This is a genomic window from Paenirhizobium cremeum, from assembly GCF_022884085.1.
Taxonomy (GTDB): domain Bacteria; phylum Pseudomonadota; class Alphaproteobacteria; order Rhizobiales; family Rhizobiaceae; genus Allorhizobium; species Allorhizobium cremeum.
This window is the reverse complement of the sequence record NZ_JAGGCS010000020.1, coordinates 16,338-37,178: the sequence shown is the minus strand read 5'-3', so window position 1 is coordinate 37,178 and position 20,841 is coordinate 16,338. Positions and strand designations below refer to the sequence as shown.

At 61.5% G+C, this 20,841-nt stretch carries 10 protein-coding genes; 6 read left to right on the top strand and 4 right to left on the bottom strand.

Annotated features, from left to right (window positions below; all coding sequences use genetic code 11):
* Positions 1-6 precede the first annotated feature (6 nt).
* Positions 7-204: a hypothetical protein gene (locus tag J5N58_RS24150; RefSeq protein WP_113340997.1), complete on the top strand. Its 198-nt coding sequence runs from the start codon at positions 7-9 to the stop codon at positions 202-204.
* A gap of 226 nt (positions 205-430) precedes the next feature.
* Here J5N58_RS24150 and J5N58_RS24145 read toward each other — a convergent pair whose 3' ends face one another.
* The 4 genes from J5N58_RS24145 to J5N58_RS24130 form a co-directional block, all read right to left on the bottom strand.
* A complete protein-coding gene (locus J5N58_RS24145; protein ID WP_113340996.1) occupies positions 431-1,162 on the bottom strand; it encodes a response regulator transcription factor in 732 nt (243 codons plus the stop codon).
* 370 nt (positions 1,163-1,532) lie between these two features.
* A complete protein-coding gene (locus J5N58_RS24140; RefSeq protein WP_112828479.1) occupies positions 1,533-2,237 on the bottom strand; it encodes a Crp/Fnr family transcriptional regulator in 705 nt (234 codons plus the stop codon).
* Between the two features lie 211 nt (positions 2,238-2,448).
* A complete protein-coding gene (locus J5N58_RS24135) occupies positions 2,449-3,675 on the bottom strand; it encodes a polysaccharide pyruvyl transferase family protein (protein WP_244713703.1) in 1,227 nt (408 codons plus the stop codon).
* The gene (locus J5N58_RS24130; protein WP_244713700.1) at positions 3,672-5,120 is read right to left on the bottom strand and encodes a hypothetical protein; all 1,449 of its coding nucleotides are present in this window, start codon (positions 5,118-5,120) and stop codon (positions 3,672-3,674) included. Before J5N58_RS24130 ends, J5N58_RS24135 begins: the two co-directional genes overlap by 4 nt.
* 314 nt (positions 5,121-5,434) lie before the next feature.
* Here J5N58_RS24130 and J5N58_RS24125 point away from each other — a divergent pair, with 314 nt between their 5' ends.
* The 5 genes from J5N58_RS24125 (at position 5,435) to J5N58_RS24105 (ending at position 20,840) form a co-directional block, all read left to right on the top strand.
* A complete protein-coding gene (locus J5N58_RS24125; RefSeq protein ID WP_244713697.1) occupies positions 5,435-6,241 on the top strand; it encodes a glycoside hydrolase family 16 protein in 807 nt (268 codons plus the stop codon).
* 392 nt (positions 6,242-6,633) lie between these two features.
* The gene (locus tag J5N58_RS24120; RefSeq protein WP_244713693.1) at positions 6,634-8,559 is read left to right on the top strand and encodes a non-ribosomal peptide synthetase; all 1,926 of its coding nucleotides are present in this window, start codon (positions 6,634-6,636) and stop codon (positions 8,557-8,559) included.
* Complete coding sequence (locus J5N58_RS24115; RefSeq protein ID WP_244713690.1) at positions 8,556-16,664, top strand: hybrid non-ribosomal peptide synthetase/type I polyketide synthase; 8,109 nt, start codon at positions 8,556-8,558, stop codon at positions 16,662-16,664. Before J5N58_RS24120 ends, J5N58_RS24115 begins: the two co-directional genes overlap by 4 nt.
* On the top strand, positions 16,661-19,201 hold the full coding sequence (locus tag J5N58_RS24110; RefSeq protein ID WP_244713687.1) for a condensation domain-containing protein: 2,541 nt from the start codon (positions 16,661-16,663) through the stop codon (positions 19,199-19,201). Before J5N58_RS24115 ends, J5N58_RS24110 begins: the two co-directional genes overlap by 4 nt.
* A gap of 1 nt (position 19,202) precedes the next feature.
* Positions 19,203-20,840 carry a glucosamine inositolphosphorylceramide transferase family protein gene (locus J5N58_RS24105; RefSeq protein ID WP_244713683.1) on the top strand — a complete coding sequence of 546 codons (1,638 nt, stop codon included), beginning with the start codon at positions 19,203-19,205 and terminating at the stop codon, positions 20,838-20,840.
* The last annotated feature ends 1 nt before the right edge of the window (position 20,841 follow it).

The window sequence follows — 20,841 nt, the reverse complement described above, 5'->3', positions numbered from 1 at the left end:
GCCGACATGAACCTCATCACCAGACGTTACCTCGCGCTCGACCGGCACGGGATGGGTGGCCCAAGGACCTCGGGAAGCACATCCCGTTTTTTCGCCCTCTTCCTGCATCCGCTTGAATATGTCGTCTTCTATGCGGTCGGTCTTGCCGTGTTGACGTTGGTCCTCTCTTTGCTGATTGCCCGGCGATTGATGAAGATGGAATAGGATGACCGGGATGAAGGCCGCGCATGCCGGTTCGCTACCGGAACAGCAAGAGGATGCGTCGAGTGCATCGGGTTGCATCCAAACACGGCCAACGGGCGGAGCGCCCTGCCGTGCCGCCTTGAGGCGATGCACGGAAGGGATTTTCTGCTGCTCGTTTGGGTTCGGTGTCTTCAGCCGCCAGCGATTTTGGCCGGAGCCTTCGTGTTCGGCTTCGGCGGATTGTCGGTCACTTCAGTTTGAAGGCGACTTCGGTGCGATTGGTGGCGTTCAGTTTCTTCATGATGTTGCGGATATGAACTTTGACCGTGCTTTCGCACAGGTTCATTTCATAGGCGATGATCTTGTTGGCCTTTCCCCGGCGCAATGCCTCGGCCACTTCGATCTCGCGCGGCGTGAACGCTTCGTTGGAGTAGGTTGAGCCGGTTACGACGGAACTCAGGACATCCTTCTTGGCGAGAATGCTGCTCGCCGGAATGAAGACCCCGCCGGCCCGCGCGAGAGCGATCGCTTCCGCGGCGACGCTGATGTTGACACTTGTCGGAATATAGCCGCGAGCACCGCATTCCACGGCTTTCAGGATATCTCCGAGATCGTCGGAATCGGCGATGACGATGACGGGGCTCTGCCTGAAGGTTTCCGCTGCGGCCTTGATTTTGTCACAGGCATCGGCCTCCGTCGGCTTCCTGCTGCTGAAGACCAGGAGAATGGCGGAGGGATGATCGGTCATATGCCGTTTGCGCCACTCTTCTATCGACCCGGCGGTGACGATGTTCATGGCCGGATTGTAGATTGAAAGGCTCCGCGACAGGCATTCGCGGTCGAGAGCCCGCGGATCGATAATCAGGATATATTCTTCTGCGTCGAGATCTGTCCCCTTGTCCGTGATTTTCGAGAGGTACTTGAAGTCGGTCGGTTGAAGAGATGCGATTTTATCGGGAAGTGCAGTATGCGTGTTCATTTACTTTCTCCTGCCCCTGTTGTTTTTTGCATTCTTCTTTACGCAGGTCGGGATTCCTATATTTGTTTCGATTTGAAACACCGCCGATAGGCGTATCGCGATATCCTTCGCATCCTCGACCAACGTATAATGACAGGTTTTCATAAAATAATATTGAACGCATTAACGTGAGTTAATTTGTAATCGTAATAGGGTAAGAATTACTGCGTATTCTTGGATAAAAATAAAATATGATTACAGTATTACCCGGATGGGTTAGGCCATAGGACTAAATAAACGGCAAGTGGAGGTAGCACCCGGCACGTCCGACGAATGGACGAGGGCACACGAGGTCGGTCGGCTTTTTAAGCAGGGTCGGCCGTCCGTCGCGTCAGCCTATATGGCTTGCCAGATAGGCTGGGTCGAACTCGATGAGATCCTCGAGCTTCTTCCGGTTCAGGAACTCGACGATCCCGTTCCGGAAGGAGAGTAGACCGTTCAGTCGCATGTCCTTGAGGACGCGGTTGATATGAACCGTCGAGAGGCCGACCGCGTCTCCGATATCCGACTGCTTGAGGGGGCATTCGAAACCGTCGAAGCCCGGCCTGTCGCTTGCGCCGGAACGGGTCGCGAGTTCGAGCAGGAGATGACCGGTTCGTTCCAGGGCATCGCGCCGGCCGATATTGGCGAGCCGCTCGGCCATGCGGGCCTGCCGCTTCATCATTTCGATGATGATAATCAGGGCGAGCTGCGAAGAGGTGTCGGAACCCTTGCCGGGCAGCTGGCCGACGAATTCATATCCGGTGACCGCCGAGACCGCCTGGACATTTTCCTGCGCCAGCGCGGCCGATACCGACGACAGCATGTCTCCGCGGAGCGCGAATTCCGTGACGATCCTCGTGCCGTTGGACAGGTTCTTGCTGGAGACAACCCAGCCGCTCTTGATGAACAGGATGCGTGAACTGTCGTTGTCGGGTTCAAAGATGGTGGCGCCGGCGGGATAGGTGCGCAGATAGGCGCCACTCAGTTTCGGACCGTGCTTACTGTACTGAAACGTTACTGTCTGTCTGTCATTCGACAGATCGCCGGTACTCATTCAAACGCCCACCCAAACTACCCCTTTTGACGGAAAAAATTGTATCAGCAAATATTAAGATAAGAAAGTCACTTGTGTGCACTCAAATTGTTCGCAATTTTAATAAAAATCTAGGGATTTTTTGTGAGCAGAACGGCAATAACATTTCAGGAAACAAATATTAGATTGTCCTGAATTAAAATGTTATTTCGCGTATTGATGAAAAACCGCGTCAGAGAGGCGAGGGATACCCTGCTGAAACCAGGGTATCGGCCTCCGGTCGCCGCAGACATGTCTGCATGTGCTGTATGCCCTCCAGGGCGGCGGCGAGGGTGGCGTTGTGCCGATCCGGGTCGATTCCTTCTGCCTCCGCAGCGGCCGCCAAAGTGGCCGCATGGGCCGGTGTCGCGGCTTTACCGGAGGCGAAATAGCTTTCGCGACCGACGGACCGGAAGAAGCCCGCGACCTTGGAATCCCAGCCCAGACCGACATGCGGAATGCCGAGCGAATAGGCGGCGATACAGGCATGCAGGCGATGGGCGATGACAACGGACAGGGACCGGAGGAACTGAACGACGTCTTCAGGCAGGCGGGGACGCTCGACCAGGTCGACGACGCCGGTGGTGCGGTACCGCGCCATCTCATTCTCATCCAGGATGCGTTCGGCGAATGCCTGGTCCTCACGGGCTCCGTTGGAAAAGAGCCGGATGGCATATCCCCGCTTTGCCAACTCGCGGATCAGTTCGCGATAGTCGCTTACGGTTTTGAAGCATATGTCCGGCGAATGCCGACCGGCATGGCGCATGAGGATCACCGGATCGGTAACACAGATGCCGACCTTGCCATGAACGGAAGCCGGCTCCTCGGAAGCGGGGAAGAAACGCCCGGCCAGCAGGCCCGGGTCCGGAACGACCGCGGGAGCCGGCCCCTCGGGGAAATGGCTCATCCAGTTGTCATAGGCGTTGCCGTCGCGCACCGAAAGGCAGGTTAGCTCCGTCGCCCTTAAACGTCCGAACAATTCCGCGGCGCGGGCAGACCAGTGACTTCCCACACCGACGGCGTAAACTGCCAGTGGCTTGCCGCTGCGGCTGACGCAATCCAGAAGGCTGCCGATCTTCAGCGGAAAATTCAGGTCGTCGTCCTGGAAGAGATTGCCGCCGCCCAGTATCACCGCATCGGCGGAGGCGAGTTTCCGGTCCCAGTCCTCCCGGAGTTTTTCGAGTTTCGGCCCGAGTATCCGTTCGACCGCCGCCCGCCGGGCGAATGCGGGCAGCGCGTGAAGCACTCGAATTGCGTATTGCCGATGCTGATGGGTGGTGCCGAAATCGGCGCGTCCGGCCAAGTCGATCGTCTCGACCCTTACGTCCGGATCGGCGGTCAAAGCGCGCTCGATGCATTGTGCGAGTATCCCGTCTCCGAGATTCTCGCTGTATTTCACATTGAAGATCAGGATTTTCATCGCCGCCTCACCGGAGCGACCGGAAAGGAATGAAGGTTGCCGGAAGCGGAAAGCGGGCTTCCCACGGGCGCTCGTTCGCTGGCAAGAGCGGCAGCGCTGCCGGCGAGGATATAAAACATCAGCCCGAGATCGTAGACCGTGCCGGAAACACAAGCGGCGGTGAGCGAGGCGATCAGGCCCGTCTTGGCCGCGCGAACGGTCGCATTGCCGATATCGAGCGCGCCGCCGTTGCGCAATGGGCGTGCGGCGAGAACCGCGGAGACGAATGTGGCAAACAGCACGAAGCCGATGACACCCACATTGGAGAGCAGGACGAGGATATAGCTGGATGCGCGGGCGCTGCCGAGCCCTGCGCCGAAACCATGGGTATCGAGAAAGGTCTGGAAGGCCACGGCATTCCACATGAAGCGCTCCCTGCCGGACTGGCTCTCGGCCTTGGAAAGCAGCATTTCCTCGACGAATTGGTGCAGCTGATCGACCAATCCAGGGAAAAGCACAAATGCCGTCAGGATTGCTGCAGGAATGAAGGCGACGCAGGCGGCGAGAAAAACCGGACGGGCTTTGGCGGAGCCCTTCATTGCGCCGAGCAGCGCCCGCGTCCAGAGGAACGGCACCACAACTGCGACGCCAATGAGCGCCGTGGCCGATGTCGATAACAGCAGCGCGAGCAACAGCAGCGCGGTCAGAATTCCCGTTTCGCGCGAGCGGACCCGATCAAGCCAGAGGCTCGCCATGACGGCGAAAAGGACAAGCGTATATTCTGAGAAGGCGGATGCTTCGGGGAATGTGCCGGAGATCCGCTTGAGACCGCCTTTTTCGGCCGCCGTCAGCAGGGCGTAGTTCGCCGTTCTGACGAAGCCGAGCAGATATTCCGTTCCACTGAAATAGGTGATGACGTCTGCCACCGCGAAGCCGATATCCACGACTGCGAGGAGGAGAATGGCGCTTATCAGATGTCCGGCTTTTCCCGCATGACGAAAATAGGCGAAGACCGCCGCGAAGCAGACAAGGCCCCCGACCGCATAGACAGACTGGGTGATGTTGTTGGACGAAAAGCGCAGGGGCGAGAGCGAAATGAAGCTTCGCGTGCTGGTCACGCGCTCCACCGTCATCGTTTCGGTCACGCCTTCAAAGAGTTTCGGGAAGTAGATTGCGCTCAGCAGACCGAAGCCGGTCAGCAGCAGGAGCCAGAAACCGGGGCGAAACGGCTGCAGGGACGCCAGAAGAGGGCCTTCTCCGGCAGCCATGAACAGCCTTGTTGCGAAAAAAACCAGAAACAGGCTCGGCACCAGGACGGAAGGGCCGCCGAGCGCCGGAAGGCTGATGGCCGCCGCCGCTCCGAAGACGGTCGACAGAACCATGACGGGAAACGCCCAAGTCACCGGTGCGGCAAGGATGACGCAACCGACGATGATCGTGACCAACCCCATGAACTCAAGACTCATTTACATGCCGCCCCGTCCGGTTCCGATCGATCGAATGCCTGCCGGATCGGCGAAGCCCGCCTTCCCGGAACCTCGTGCCGCGCGTCCGGGTTTCGCCGGCTTTGGGCGCGGTCGCTCGGAATATCCTGCAACTCTTTGTGACTGCTGGATAAATTAGCACGGAACCAAGGCGGCTGTATTTACATCCGGGCCTAAGCCTTTTTCGGTAGCGCGTGAGCCGAATTCGGTTCTATTCGCTTCTGTGGCGAACGCGATATGCATGCATCATGTCGAACCATGGGCAAAGATACGGCGATTCCGGGTGGGTCCGCGGCATGGATATCGTGCTGGCTGCCGGGGGCCTCGCGCTGATGTTGCTGACCGCTCCCGTCGCGCATGCGCAGACGCCGTTGGCGGGCGACACCGGCGATGCCATCAACCCGGCCGGTATGAAGCTCGCCTTCTCCGACGAATTCACGGACCTCGATGTGTCGGAATGGGGGCCGGGCACACGCTGGATTGCGCATACGCCCTGGTCGGGAGATTTCGGCGGCGCACGCTTTGTGGCTCCGAAGGACGACTTCCCCTTCGCGATTGTCGATGAGGTTCTGCGGATAGAGGCGAGCCGTGACAAGGATGGCAACTGGCGCTCGGGCCTGTTGGCCTCGGTCGATCCGGCGGGCAAGGGCTTTGCCCAGCAATACGGCTATTTCGAAATGCGCGCCCGGCTACCCCTTGGACCCGGGCTTTGGCCAGCCTTCTGGCTCATCGGCCTCGACCGTTCGAAGGCGACGGCGGAAATCGACGTGCTTGAATTCTACGGCGACAAGCCCGAAGCCTATTCGTCGGTCGTCCATGTCTGGCACAAGGACGGGCGGCACTATTCCCAGGGCAAGCGGATCGATGCCTTCACGGACTCCGATCCCGGCGAGTTTCATTCCTACGGCGTAAAGATCGATCCGGCCTTCATCCGGATGTATTTCGACGGCAAGCTCGTCTGGAAAACGGAGACCCAGCCGGAACATCGTCAGCCGATGTACGTGCTGCTCAACCTGGCGCTTGTCGAGGAGGGCTCGACGCAGGAAACGCCCGATCCCTCTTTCATGTACGTCGATTACGTCCGTGCCTATACCTTCGAGTGACGGGCGGCGGCTCCCGACTTCACCAATCCTGCCGCGGCGCGTCGCTCGCCGGGTGCGATGACGTTTTCGCCCCGTGTAACTCGATTTTATCTCCCTTCGATGCCATTGCGGTGACGATATGCCGGTCCGCATGCGGTTTCGACGCGCCGGTCTTTCATGCGGTGATCGCGTTTTCGCCTGATAGCGGGGCCGTCCTCCCGCGACTGGCCAAATGACTTAGTCGCAAGATGCCCATCGGGCGTTTGTTTCAGCCCAATGACCAGCTTTCCATTTCTTCCCGTCGTGAAATTCTGGCTACGGGGGAAGGGTGCCTGCGAGATCCCGTCGTAGGCAGGTGACACAGTTTCTTCCGCCGACGCGTATTTCGGGCCATCCAGATACAGGGGACGCCGATGAGTTATGTCACAGGCCAGGAAGTGAACGGAGCCGGCATCCTGCCGGACAAGGGGCACCAGGAACGGGCCCACTATGACCGGCGGCGGAGCGTCCACGATATTTTCAGGCAACAGGCCCGTCTCTATCCCGATGCGCGGGCGCTGGTTTTCGGTGAGGCGTCCCTCACCTATCGTGAACTCGATCTTCTTTCGGACGGGCTTGCGGCCTATCTGCTTGCGCGCGGCGTCGGCAAGGGCGACATCGTCGCACTGTTGGTCCCGCGCGCGCTTTCGACCGTGGTCGCGAAGCTTGCCATTCTGAAGGCGGGCGCCGCATATCTTCCCGTCGACCCTGCCTTTCCTTCCGAGCACCTTGCCTATGTCATCGGCGAATGCGCGCCGAAGATCATCTTCACGGATGCGGCGTCTAACGCGGATGTCCGTGGTTTTACCGGTGGCGGAGAGATCGTCGATCTTGCCGCTTTGCTCACCTCGCTTCCCGTTGAAGGCTCCTGTGTTTTTCCCGATGTGGACGGGTCCGACGCGGCCTATGTCATGTACACGTCCGGTTCGACGGGGCGTCCGAAGGGCGTCGCGATCGCGCATCGCGGAATAACCCGGCTGGTGCTCGACCAGAACTATGTCGCATTCGACCGCAATGACGTGGTTCTTCACACCGCGACGATTTCCTTCGATGCCGCCACCTTCGAAATCTGGGGCGCATTGCTGAATGGCTGCCTTCTCGCCGGCATGCCGAAGGCGAGCTTTTCCCTTGCGGAGCTCTGCGACGTGGTCCGCGACAACGGCGTGACCGTGATGTTGCTGACGACTGGTCTGTTCAACCTGTTCGCGGACCACGCGGGCGGTGATCTGCCGAGCCTGCGCCATGTTCTTTTCGGCGGGGAGGCGGGATCGGTCGAGCATGCGCGCCGTTTCCATGGCGCCCACCCCGGTTGCCGGCTGACCAACGCCTATGGCCCCACGGAAGCAACCGTCATTGCGACCACCTTCACCATTCCCGCAGGGTTCGATGCCAGGGAACTGCCGATCGGCAGCGCGATTTCCAACACGAGCCTGCTCATCCTGGACGAGAACATGCGTCCGCTGCCGGCCAATGCGGAGGGGCAGCTTGCGCTGGCCGGGGACGGACTTGCGATCGGCTATATCAACCGCCCCGACCTGACCTCGGAAAAATTCGTCATGGTTGAGACCGACGGAGGCGCTGTCCGCTGTTACCTCACAGGCGATCTCGCAACCATGGACGCCGACGGCATGCTCTTCTTCAAGGGGCGTCGCGACCGCCAGATCAAGATCAACGGCAAGCGCATCGAACTCGACGAAATCGAAGCGGCGTTACGGCGGGACCAGAGGCTTCTGGATGCCGTGGTCGCCTGTCATGAACAGGGGGCGACCGTCAAACGGATCATTGCCTATCTGCGACCGCGCAACGAGGCTGATATCGGCAATTCCAACTTCGTTCCGGCGATCATGGAAAAGCTGCGCAGCGCCCTGCCGGCCTACATGATTCCGAGCGCCGCGATGGTCCTGAAGGCCTTTCCTCTGACGCCGGCGGGCAAGACCGACCGCGCCAGGCTGCCGCTGCCGCCGGTCGAAAACAGCAAACCCGCCGCCCCGGAAAGCCGGAGCGAGGAAATTCTCACGCGCCTCTGGCAGGAGGCGCTCGGCGCTCGGGACATTGCGGTGGACCGGAACTTCTTCGACCTCGGCGGCACCTCCCTCCAACTCCTGAGGGTGCATGCAGGGCTGGAAGCCGAGCTCAGGCGCAATGTCGACGTGATGACGCTGTTCAAGCACCCGACCATTCGCGAACTTGCGCGGTTCCTCGACGGCAAGACGGAGCAGCCGCAGAAATCCATGAGCCCGGATCAGCGGGCGGCATTGCAGAGACGGACGGTATCCCAATTCCGCAGGAGCGCTCCATGAGCGATAGCGAAACCATCATCCTCGACGAATCGACCGGACACCCGGAAGACGCCTATGCGCCTGATGGCATTGCCATCATCGGCATGTCGGGACGCTTTCCCGGCGCTCCAAGCGTCGAAGCCCTCTGGCAACTGGTGGAGGAGGGACGCAACGCCTTTGTCAGCTTTTCCCCCGATGAGATCGAGGATGCCTTTACCGATGAGGAGCGTGCCGGTGCGGATTATGTGGCCGCCCGTCCTTTTCTGGCCGATGTCGAGCAGTTCGACGCGGAGTTTTTCGGCATGTTTCCGCGCGAGGCGGCGGTCACGGACCCGCAGCATCGCGTTTTCCTGGAGATCTGCTGGGAAGCGCTGGAACGGGCGGGGTACGATCCCTATCGGAACCCGGGTCTGGTTGGCGTTTTCGCCGGATGCTCGATGCCGACCTATCTCATCAACAACGTGCTGGGCGATCGCGCGAAGGTCGAGGAATTCACGTCCAACTACCAGATCGGATGTTTTAACCAGATCGTCGGATCGATCACCGATGCGCTCTCCACGCGCGTCGCCTACAAATTCAATCTGCGCGGCCCGGCCTTCACGCTGCATTCGGCCTGCTCCACGTCCCTGCTCGCGGTTTCCCAGGCCTGCCAGAATCTGCTGACCTATGGCTGCGACATGGCTCTCGCAGGCGGAGTCTCGATCACCCTGCCGCAGAAGCGCGGCTATCTCTATCAGGAAGGCGGCATGGTCTCGCGGGACGGCATCTGCCGCCCCTTCGATGCGGACGCCTCCGGCACGGTGTTTGCGAGCGGCGCAGGTGTGGTGTTGCTGAAGCGGCTCGAAGATGCGCTTCGCGACGGTGATCGTGTTTATGCCGTCATCCGCGGCTACGGCGTCAACAATGACGGTTCCGACAAGATCGGCTTCACCGCTCCGAGTGCCGAGGGGCAGGCGGAGGCGATTTCCGCGGCGATCGCCCATGCCGGCATCGATCCGGCGACGATCGGTTATGTCGAATGTCACGGTACGGCCACACCGCTTGGTGATCCGATCGAGTTTTCCGGTTTGAAGGGGGCGTTTTCTGGCGCTCCCCAGGACGGGGGGACATGTGCACTCGGTTCGGTCAAAGGCAATGTCGGCCATATGGATGCGGCGGCCGGCGTTGCCGGCCTTATCAAGGCCGCCCTTGCGCTGCATTACGGCAAGATCCCCGCCATGCCGAACTACAGGGTGCCCAATCCGCGGATCGACCTGGAACGCAGCCCTTTCTATATCCCGACTGCCACGACGGACTGGCCGGAGAGTGAAACGCCAAGGCGTGCCGGCGTGAGTTCGTTCGGGGTGGGGGGCACCAATATTCACGTCGTGCTGGAGGAGGCCCCGGCACGCCCGCAAGTTCATGTGGAGGACGACGAGGGACCATATATCCTGCCGCTCTCCGCCCGCACGGAGGCGGCCCTTTCCGCCATGCGCGGCAATCTTGCCGATCACCTGGAAAAGAATGCCGATGCGCCGCTGTCGCAGGTTGCCCGCACTCTGCAGGAGGGGCGGCACCATTTCGCTCACCGGACCGCTATTGCGGCCAGTACGGTGTCCTCAGCGGTCGAACAGCTCAGGTCCGGGAAAGCCGGTTCGAATGTGGCCGCCGATGTCGCGCCGCCGGTGGTCTTCATGTTCCCCGGCCAGGGTTCGCAATATGTCGGGATGGGGGCCGGGCTTTATAATCGCGAGCCGGAATTCACCCGCTGGATCGACCGCGGCGCCGAAGTCCTGAAGATGACGTTCAATGTCGATGTCCGTGACTACCTCTGCCACATGGGTCCCGTGACCGATGCGATGGCGGAGGAGCAACGCGATACCCGGATCGCCCAACCGTGCCTCTATTTGGTGGAACATGCGCTGGCGCGGCTATGGATGAGCCGGGGCCTGAAGCCCGACGCGATGATCGGTCACAGCGTCGGCGAGTTCGTTGCAGCCACACTGGCCAATGCCATTTCCTTCGAGGATGCCCTGACGCTTGTCGCGACGCGCGGAAAGCTCATGCAGAAGCAGCCGCAGGGGGCGATGCTTTCGGTGCGCGCGGCGCCCGACGTGCTGGAACAGTATCTGCGTGGCGGTGCCGAGATCGCCGCCATCAATGCGCCGAAGCTCTGTGTGGCATCCGGTCCTTTCAAGGATATCGATGCCGTCTGCGCCGAACTCGAAAAGGCCGGCATCGCGTTCAGCCGGTTGCATACGTCTCACGCCTTCCATTCCGCCATGATGGAGCCTTGCATCGACGATCTGCGCGAGCAGGCGGCTCGGGTGACCTACGGAACCGCGACAATTCCCTATATCTCCTGCGTGACCGGGGACTGGCAGACGGACGAACTCGGCCGGTCTCCCGACTACTGGGCGCGGCATTGCAGGGAGGCCGTGCGTTTTTCCGACGGTCTGCTCTCGCTCTGCCGGGACCGGAAGCCGATCCTCATCGAGGTCGGCCCCGGCCGGACGCTCTCGGTCTTCGCGTCACAGACCATCAGTCGTGACGGTGTCGCCGCGATCATTCAATCGATGCCCGAACATGACCGCGCCCATGCGGGGGCAGAGGTGCTGGCGGAAGCGCAGGGCAAGCTCTGGATGGCCGGTCGGAGCCTTGCATGGCCGGCCCTGCCCGACACCGGCGAGCGTGCGCTGCCGCTGCCCACCTATCCGTTCCAGCGCCAGCGCCACTGGATCGATGCGCCGCCTTCGGCCCGTCGGGCGGCCAGCGCACCTCAACCTTCGATGCTTCTAGTAGAACCCAACGGCGAGATAGAAATCATGAGTACTATCAGCTCTTCTCCGGCTGCAGTCGCAGCCCGTATTCCCGAACTGGAAACGTCGCTCCTTGCCCTGCTCAGCGACATGTCCGGAGAAACGCTCGACGGCGAATGCAGGGCCAGCAGTTTCCTCGAGCTGGGTTTCGATTCCCTCTTCATCGGGCAATTCGCCCAGAAGATCGACAAGCAGTACGGCATCAAGATTTCCTTCCGCGAGCTCCTGAGCAACATTCCGACGGTGGCCGATCTCGCGCGCTACCTGGATGGCGCGCTGCCGCCGGAACCCGCGCCGCAACCCGCACCGGTCGCTGCTTCCGCTCCCGCACCCCAGCCTGTCGCTGCGGCTTCGGCAATGCCGGCAACGATGGTCATGCCCGCCACTTCTGTCCCGGCCATCTCGGGGCAGCGCGGCAGCGGTCTCGACGCCAGCCTCGAAGCGGTTCTTCAGTCGCAGCTCAGCTTGGCGCAGACGCTGTTTGCGCAGCAGTTCCAGGTTCTGCAGGCGGCAGGGGCCGCTTCGAGCGTTCCTGCCGCACTGCCTGCCGTCCAGCCGGCCTTTTCCCAGTCCGCGCCGCCGCCGACTGTGGCCGTATCGGCCCCCGCACCGGTGCCGGCGGCCCTGAGCGAAGATCAGGGCGAAATCGGTTCTGAACGCATCCGGCTCTATCGTCCGGATGCAAAGAAAGCCGGTCCAGAACTGACGCCGGAAAAGAAGGCCTTCGTCGACGACATCGTCGCGACCTACGCCGAGCGAAACAAAGGATCGAAGGCGTTCACCGAGAAGAACCGCGCGCGTCTCGCCGATCCGCGGACTGCCTCCGGTTTCCGTGCGGACTGGAAGGAGATGATTTTCCCGATCGTCTCCAACCGCTCCAAAGGGTCACGCATCTGGGACGTCGATGGCCACGAATATATCGATCTGGTCAACGGGTTCGGCCAGACGGCCTTCGGGCATGCGCCGGATTTCGTGGTCGAAGCCATGAAGAAGCAGATGGATGCCGGTTTTGCCATCGGTCCGCAAACGCCGCTTGCGGGTGAGGCTGCCGAACTGATCTGCGAACTCACTGGCCATGAGCGTGTGACCTTCTGCAATACCGGCTCTGAAGCCGTCATGGCGGCGATGCGTGTGGCGCGCGCCGTCACCGGTCGCGAGCGGATCGTGATCTTCGCCAACGACTATCACGGCCAGTTCGACGAGGTTCTGGTGAAGGGCCGCAATCGCGGCGGCAATCCCGTCGCGCTGCCGATTGCCGCCGGCATCCCTAACGGTTCCGTCTCCAACATGGTGGTTCTGCGCTACGGCGCGCCGGAAAGCCTCGACTGGATCCGTGCAAACGCCGACGACGTCGCTGCCGTCATCATCGAGCCGGTGCAGAGCCGTCATCCCGAGCTTCGGCCGCAGGAATTCGTCCGCAGCCTCAGGGATATCGCGACAGCATCGGAATTCGCCCTGGTATTCGACGAGGTCGTGACCGGCTTCCGCGTTCACTCGGGTGGCATGCAGGCCGTGTGGGGTATCAGGGGCGACATGGCCACCTATGGCAAGGTGGTCGGCGGCGGCATGCCGATCGGTGTCCTGACGGGCGACAGCCGCTTCATGGATGCGCTCGACGGCGGCTACTGGAACTATGGCGACGATTCCGTTCCGATGGTTGCGCCGACCTTCTTTGCCGGCACCTTCGTTCGTCATCCGGTGGTGCTTTCGGCCGTCAAGGCCGTGCTCGAACATATCAAGGGCGAGGGCGCTGCACTTTACGACCGTGTCGCAAACCGCACGGAAGCGCTCGTCGCGGAGATCAACTCCGATCTCGAAAAGCGTGGCATCGGGCCGGTCGTCAATGGCTACAAGAGCTGGTTCTATACGGATTTCAGCAGTCTCGATCCGCTTGGCGGGCTGATCTATCCTCTCATGAGGATGAATGGCATCCACACACAGGATGGCTATCCCTGCTTCCTGACGACGGAGCATAGCGAAGCGGATTTCCAGGCGATTGCCCAGGCCTATCGCGATGCGGTCGACGCGCTGCAATCCGTGGGCATTCTGGCACCGAAGGGCGTCAGTGCGCCTGCGACCGTGGTTGAGGCGCCGGTCCGGCAGATCGCCATCGCTACCGAACGCCCACAGTCGGCGCCGCTGACGGAGGCCCAGTCGGAGATCTGGCTTGCCGCCCAGCTCGGTGAGGAAGCGTCCTGCTCCTTCAATGAGTCCTTCACGTTGACGCTTGACGGTTCTCTCGACCAGGCGGCCTTTCTCCAGGCGCTGAAGTCGGTCATCGACCGGCATGATGCCCTCCACATTCGCTTCGACCGCAACGGCGAGCGCTTCAGCTTCATTCCCGACTTCGATCTTGGCGTCGATATCGTCGATCTTGCGCAGGAAGGCGATGGCGAGGAAGAGCTTCGGGCGATCATCGACGATGAAGCGCATATGCCCTTCGACCTGGTTAAGGGGCCGCTGGCGCGGGCAAAGCTCGTCAAGCTTGGTACGGATCGCCATGCTTTCGTCTTCACCGCCCATCACATAGTCTGCGACGGATGGTCGATGAATGTGCTGGTGGAAGAGTTGTCAGCGGCCTATTCCGCCCTGGTGCGCGGCGAGAACCTGCAGTTCGATCCGGCCCTTTCCTTCGCAACCTATGCGACAGATCTCGCGCCGGATGCAGAGGTCAACCCCGACACCCAGAAGTTCTGGCTCGACCAGTTCAGGGACATCCCGGAACCGGCGGAGATGCCGTTCGACCGGGCCTACCCGGAACAGAGGACCTTTGCCGGCGGAACCTGCACGGTGAAGATCGGGGCCGATGTATACAAGGACCTGAAAAAGCGCGGTGCGCGCAGCGGCGCCACGCTGTTTTCCACCCTGCTTGCAGCTTTGCAGGTGATGGTCGCCCGGCTGTCGGGACAGCCCGACGTGGTGATCGCCGTGCCGTCCGCCGGCCAGAGCCTGCTCGACGGCCAGACGCTTGTCGGTCACTGCGTCAACCTCCTGCCGCTTCGCCAGATGGTGGAAGCCTCCAAGTCCTTCGAAACCCATCTGAAGGCGACCCAGCAGCTCGTGCTGAAGGCGTTCGAGCACCAGGATTATACCTACGGCACGCTGGTGAAGACGCTTGGCGTCAAGCGCGATCCGCGCCGCCTGCCGCTGACGGGCATCCAGTTCAATCTCGAACGGGTCGCCGGCAATGCGGAATTCTCCGGGCTGACGGCGAGGATGGAGCCCAATCCGAAGGCATTCTCCAACTTCGACATGTTCCTCAACATGATCGAGGGAACTGACGGCATCCGCATCGATGTCGACTACAATGCCGACGTGCTCGATCGCGAGACCGTCGAACGCTGGGTCGGCCATTTCGTGTCGCTGGTCACCGCGCTGGCGAAGGATATGGAACAGCCCATCGCCGCGCTGTCGCTCTTGTCTCCCCAGGAAACCGAATGGCTGGTTCACGGGCTGAACCAGAGCACGGTCGATTATGACCGGGATGCCTTCGTGTTCTCGCTGTTTTCCCGCAAGGCTGCGGAGCATCCGGACAAGGTGGCGGCCGTTCATCGCGGCAAGACGATCACCTATGGCGACCTCGATGCGCGCTCGAACAGGCTTGCCCGTCACATCCGCTCGGTGGTTTCCGGCGAAGGGCAGCGCATCGCGCTTCTGGTCGACCGGTCGCTCGACATGCTGGTGGCCCTGCTCGCCATCATGAAGTCGGGTCATGCCTATATTCCGCTCGATCCGGGACATCCCGAGCCGCGCCTGCGCCAGACGCTGGAAGCAGCCCGTCCCGTTGCGATGATCTGCGACAGCGAAGCCGGGGCGGCACTGGCCGGCGATGGCGTCGCCATCATCCGGACGGACAGGGATGCGCAGGCGTTCGCCAGCCTTTCTGGCGATGCGCTGGAGACCTTGCCGAGCGATACCGAAACGACGGCCTATGTCATCTTCACCTCGGGATCGACCGGCACGCCGAAGGGTGTCGCCATTTCCCATCGCGCGCTGACCAACTTCATGCTGTCGATGGAGAAGGAACCGGGGCTTGCCGCCGACGACACGCTCGTTGCGGTAACCACGATCTCCTTCGATATCGCGGGGCTGGAGCTTTACCTGCCTTTGATCGCCGGCGCCAAGGTGGTGATCGCCGATCGCACGCAGGTTCAGGACGGGTTCGCCCTGGTCCGGCTGGTCGAGGAAAGCAATGCCACGGTGCTGCAGGCCACGCCGACGCTCTGGCAGATGCTGGTCGAGGCCGGTATGGGCAAGACGATGCGGCTGAAGAAGCTCTGCGGCGGCGAACCGCTGCCGAAGGATCTCGCCCGCACGCTCGTCCGGATGGAGGGTGAGCTCTGGAACATGTACGGCCCGACGGAAACGACCATCTGGTCTTCCGTGGAGCGGGTTCTCGACAATGACACTCCCATCACCATCGGGCATCCGATCGCCAACACGCAGCTTTACATTCTCGATCAGGACGGCCGTATTGCGCCGGTCGGTGTGACGGGCGAGCTGCATATCGGCGGCGATGGCCTGGCCCAGGGCTATTTCGACCGGCCGGACCTGACCGACGCCGCTTTTGTCCAGCGTGATATCGGCACGGGTGAAATGCAGCGTCTCTACAAGACCGGCGACGTGGGACGGCGTCTCACCGACGGTTCCCTGCAATTGCTCGGCCGTCGGGACAACCAGATCAAGCTGCGCGGCTTCCGCATCGAACTGGGCGATATCGAAGCGGTAATCTCCAAGGTCGAGGGCGTACGCCAATGCGCGGTCGTCGGCGTCCGCAACAGCAAGGGCGATGTCTCGCTGGCCTGCTACTATGTCACCGAACCGGGCACATCGCTTCCGGATGCCGCGGGGCTCGCGGCTTTGGCGCGCGCCAACCTGCCGGCCTATATGGTGCCGTCGGCATGGGTGCTCGAAACCGCATTGCCGCAGACCGCCAACGGCAAGCTCGACCGCAAGGCGCTGGAAAAGCGGGATATCCGCCAGCAGGAGGCTGCGGCTGCCGCAACCAAGGTCAAACCGCGGACCGAGATGGAGACCAAGCTCTGGACCATCTGGAAGAGCGTGCTGGATGTCGAGAATATCGGCGTCGAGGACAATCTCTATGCACTCGGCGCCGACTCGCTCACCATCTTTCGCATAGCCGCCCGCATGCTGGATGCCGGCCTGCCGCTCGAGGCCAAGCATCTGCTTCGCCATCCTTCGATCGCGGAACTTGCGGCCTATGCCGAGGAGCAGAAGGAAGCGGAGCCCGCCGGCATCACCTATCACATCCCGTCGCTGAAGGATTTCCGCAACGGTGCGCGTCGCCGAGTTGAGAGTGTGTCATGAGTCAGATGGAAAATACGACAGTCGCATCGGGTTCCGAGCCCGGCCTTATCGGTGAATTCCCCTGCACGCAGACGCAATTGCGCTGCTGGGTCTTGGACCAGCTCAAGCCGGGCAACCCGGCGCTGAATGTCGCCGTCCGTTGGGAAATCAGGGGTACGTTCAAGGCTTCCACCATCGAGGCGGCGTTCCGCAGGATCATCCAGCGCCACGAAGTGCTGCGGACCCGTTTCGTCGAGCGGGCCGGCCAGCCTTACCAGCAGGTGGTGGAAGCGGTCGATTTCCGCATGTCGGTCATCGACCTCAGGAACATGCCGGCGGCGCAGCGGGAGCAGCGCATCCTCTCGATCGGGGAGGAGACGGCTTCGGCGCCCTTCGACCTCGGAAAACCCTGCCTGTTCCGGGTCACCCTGCTGATGGTGGAAAACGACCGCGCCTTCATCCTTATCACGGCGCACCAGAGCTGCTTCGATGGCTGGTCGATCCGCGTCCTGGGGCGCGAGGTCGGGGAAATCGCCGCTGCGATCGATGCGGGCCGCCAGCCCGTATTGCCGGAACTTCCGCTGCAATACGGCGATTTTGCCCTTTGGCAAGACGAGTATCTGGGGAGTTACGGCTTCGAGACGGAAAAGACCTTCTGGAAGGAGCAATTGGGCGGCGCTCCCTATTTCGAAGTGCCGACGGATCATCCCCGCCAGGCGATCAAGACCAATAACGGCAATATCCTGTCCGTGGTGATGCCGCCGGAATTCAGCGAGCGGATCGAGAAGGCGGCGCGCGAGCATCGCGTTTCGCTTTACAGCTATGGCGCCGCCCTCATGAGCGCGATGCTGCATCGCTTCACGGGAGAGCGGGACGTCCTGTTCGGGACGCAGATTGCCGGCCGGGACCATTCCGACCTGGAGGACATGATCGGCGTCTTCATCAACAATCTGGTGCTGCGTTTTCCTGTTGCGCCCGAGGCCTCCTTTTCCGAACATATTCAGGCGACGAGCGGAACCGTCACCGCTGCCCTCAATCATCAGCGGATGCCGTTCAACAAGCTGGTCGAAGCGCTCAACCCGGTCCGCGATCCCTCGCGAAACCCGTTGATCTCCGTCAATTTCAATCTGCAGAAGGCGTTTCTGGAGGACAGACGTTACGGAGATTTCGAGCTCATCAGCGCCCCGTCGCAATCGCCTGGGGTCATCTACGACCTGAGCTTCATCATGATCGGGCGGCCCTCCGGCTGGCGCATGTCGATCGAATACAACACCGATCTCTTCGATCGCAGCACCATCGAGAGCCTGCTGCAGCTCTGGCAGGACATCTACGAACTGGCGCTTGCACATCCGGAGGCGCCTCTTTCTGCCTTGCGGGTGTCGGGGCGCAACGCGGAAACCGCCGGAAGCGCGGATGACACCCCGGTCATCGAACTGTCGCGGTTCCGTCCGGACGAGGGGGATCTCGGGGATGTGTCTTTGCCCGGAGACAGCTCGACCATGTCGGCGGCGCAGCGCATGAAGGCGCTTTCCGGGATCTGGGCTGAGGTGCTCAACCTCAAGACGGTTGAGCCGGAAAGCGATTTCTTCGCGCTTGGCGGGCATTCCCTGCTCGCACTCAGGATGCTTTCGGCGGTTCGCGAGCGCTTCGGGGTCAAGGCGGATCTCGCCCTGCTCTTCAAGGAGCCGAAGCTCAAGGGGTTTGCGCAGGCGCTTTTCGGCGAGGACGAAGACGAGAAGGGTGAGAGCCCGAGGCGGTCGCCCTGGGAGATGAGCGTCTACAAGACCGGAACGGGACCGTGTTCGGTCTATACGCTCAATCATCCCTTCCTCTACTATCGGCTCGCGAACGAACTGGACGACTCGATCTCGGTCTATAACGTGAACATGTTCAGCGCGGCGCAGGATCAATCGTCGGCCGGGGCTTCGCTCAAGGATATTGCGGGGCAGGCAATCGAGGTTATGCAGATCGGCGAGCGGCGCGGACCGATCGTCATTGTCGGACTGTGCGTGAACGGCGTGCTGGCGATCGAGGTTGCCCGTCAGTTGCGGGAAGCCGGGGCTGACGTCGCCTTCTCCGCCATTATCGATTCCTGGGCGCCGGGCTATTTCCGGTCTCTGCCGAAATCGAGCCAGCGCTGGTGGAATACCGAACGACGTATCAAACGCCTCGGTTACTTTACCGGCAAGCTCCTGTCCGGCCGCATGCGCCTCATGGTCTATCTGAAGGAATTCAACCTCACCCTGAACCTGATGCAGAAGCTCGGGATCGGTGGCGCAAGTTATACGCCCGAGGAGACCTCCAACGCGGTGGTGACCGATCTTCTGGTGCAGGCTGCGCGCGATTACCGGCCCGAGAAGGGCGGAGCGACGCTGCTCTTCCGCAGCCAGGCCAATCATCCGCGCGCCGGCCGGCTGCGGTTCGGATGGGGCGAGGCCGTCGGTGAGAATGCCGAGGTCGTCGATCTCGACGGGTGGCACGAGGATTCCCTGACCATGGACGGTATTCGAACGCTCGCGTCCTCCGTCGAAAACAAGCTGCTGGCGGAGCGAGCCTGACATGCCCGACACCGTCGCCGTCCAACTGGAGGAGGTTTCGCCCCAACCCGTCGCACAGCCGGTGAGGATCGGCGTGGTGACGGACAGGACGGACGGTTTTGAAAACTGGCAATTGCGGGTGCTGGACCGCATTGCCGCCGATTACCGTTTTAGGCTCGATGTTTTCCTGCTCACTCCGGAGCAGCCGGCGGAACGGAAGGTGTCATCGCTGCTCAGCCTGGCGTCGCGGCTGGAACGGGCAGCGTTAGGCCGCCAGCCGGTCTTCGTCCCTCAGCACTTCGACCCTGGAGCCCAGCGCTTCGAGCATTTCGGAGGCGGGGCCGTTCGGGGAGGTACGGAACGTTTGACTGCCCTTCTTAAGGATACCGATCTGGTTCTCTGCCTCTGTGCCGAGGGGTTGCCTGCCGAAGCGCTGCATCTGTTACCTTTCGGCGAATGGCATCTTTCCTTCTCCACACAGAGTTCGGGAGATGTCGATTGGTCCGGTTATCAAAGCGTCATCGAGAAACAGCCATCCACGGGGCTGCGGCTACTCGTCCGGCGCGGAGATCCTGCCGGGACGTTGTGTATTGCGTCTTCCGCCTTCAACACGAAGTTCAGTGCTGTCCGAAACGGCGATTTCGTCAAGGAGCGGGCGGTGACGCTGGTCATGCGGGAACTCGGCCGTATCGTCGATACCGGGCGTCTTGGGGATGCGGTGGCGGGGGATGTCGAGGATTATCCGGAAACGGTGCCGTCCGACGTCGACCTGCTGCGCTACGGCTATTCATTGTCGAGCGCGTTGCTCGGTCGGGCCGGCAAGGCGTTGATGTCGAGAGTGGGGGGTGGTTCCGCCGTCTGGACGCTTTACACCGGTCGCGGCGCGATCGACGATTTCGATCCCCGCCAGGCCGTCGAGATCGTCCCCGAGGATGACGAGATCCGTGCGGACCCCTTCATTCTGGAGCATGAGGGGGAATGCTATCTCTTCTACGAGGCCTATGCGCAAGGCCAGCACAAGGCCCATATCGCGGTCAGCCGTTTTGTCGGCGATCGACTGGAGCGCCTGGGGGTGGCGCTCGAATGCGACCATCATCTTTCCTACCCCTTCATCTTCCGGCATGGCGGTGATCTTTTCATGATGCCGGAAACCAATCAGGCTCGGCGGCTGGAGGTCTGGCGCTGCATCGACTTTCCGCTCCGATGGGAGCTGTATTCGACCGCGCTGGAGGGCCTGTCGGCGGCCGACAGCACATTGACCTTCTTCCAGGGCAGATGGTGGCTTTTCACCAACCTCTCCGATTTCCATGCCTATGAGGACCATTGCAGCGAATTGCATGTCTTCGAGGTGGATGGGCCGGCGCTCTCGCGGATCGTGCCGCACAAGCGGAATCCGGTCGTCATCGACAGCACGCTCGCCCGCAATGCCGGTCGCATGTTCGAGCGCGGCGGCACGCTCTATCGACCCTCCCAGCGCAACGAGAACGGCATTTACGGCTACGGGCTCAACATCATGGAAATCGAGCAATTGGATCTCGAGACCTACCGGGAGCGGTGTATCCGCACGATAACCCCGGATTTCAAGCCGGGCCTGATGGGATGCCATCATTTCGATGCCGGCGGCGGGCGATATGTCATCGACGCACGGTTGACGCTCTAAC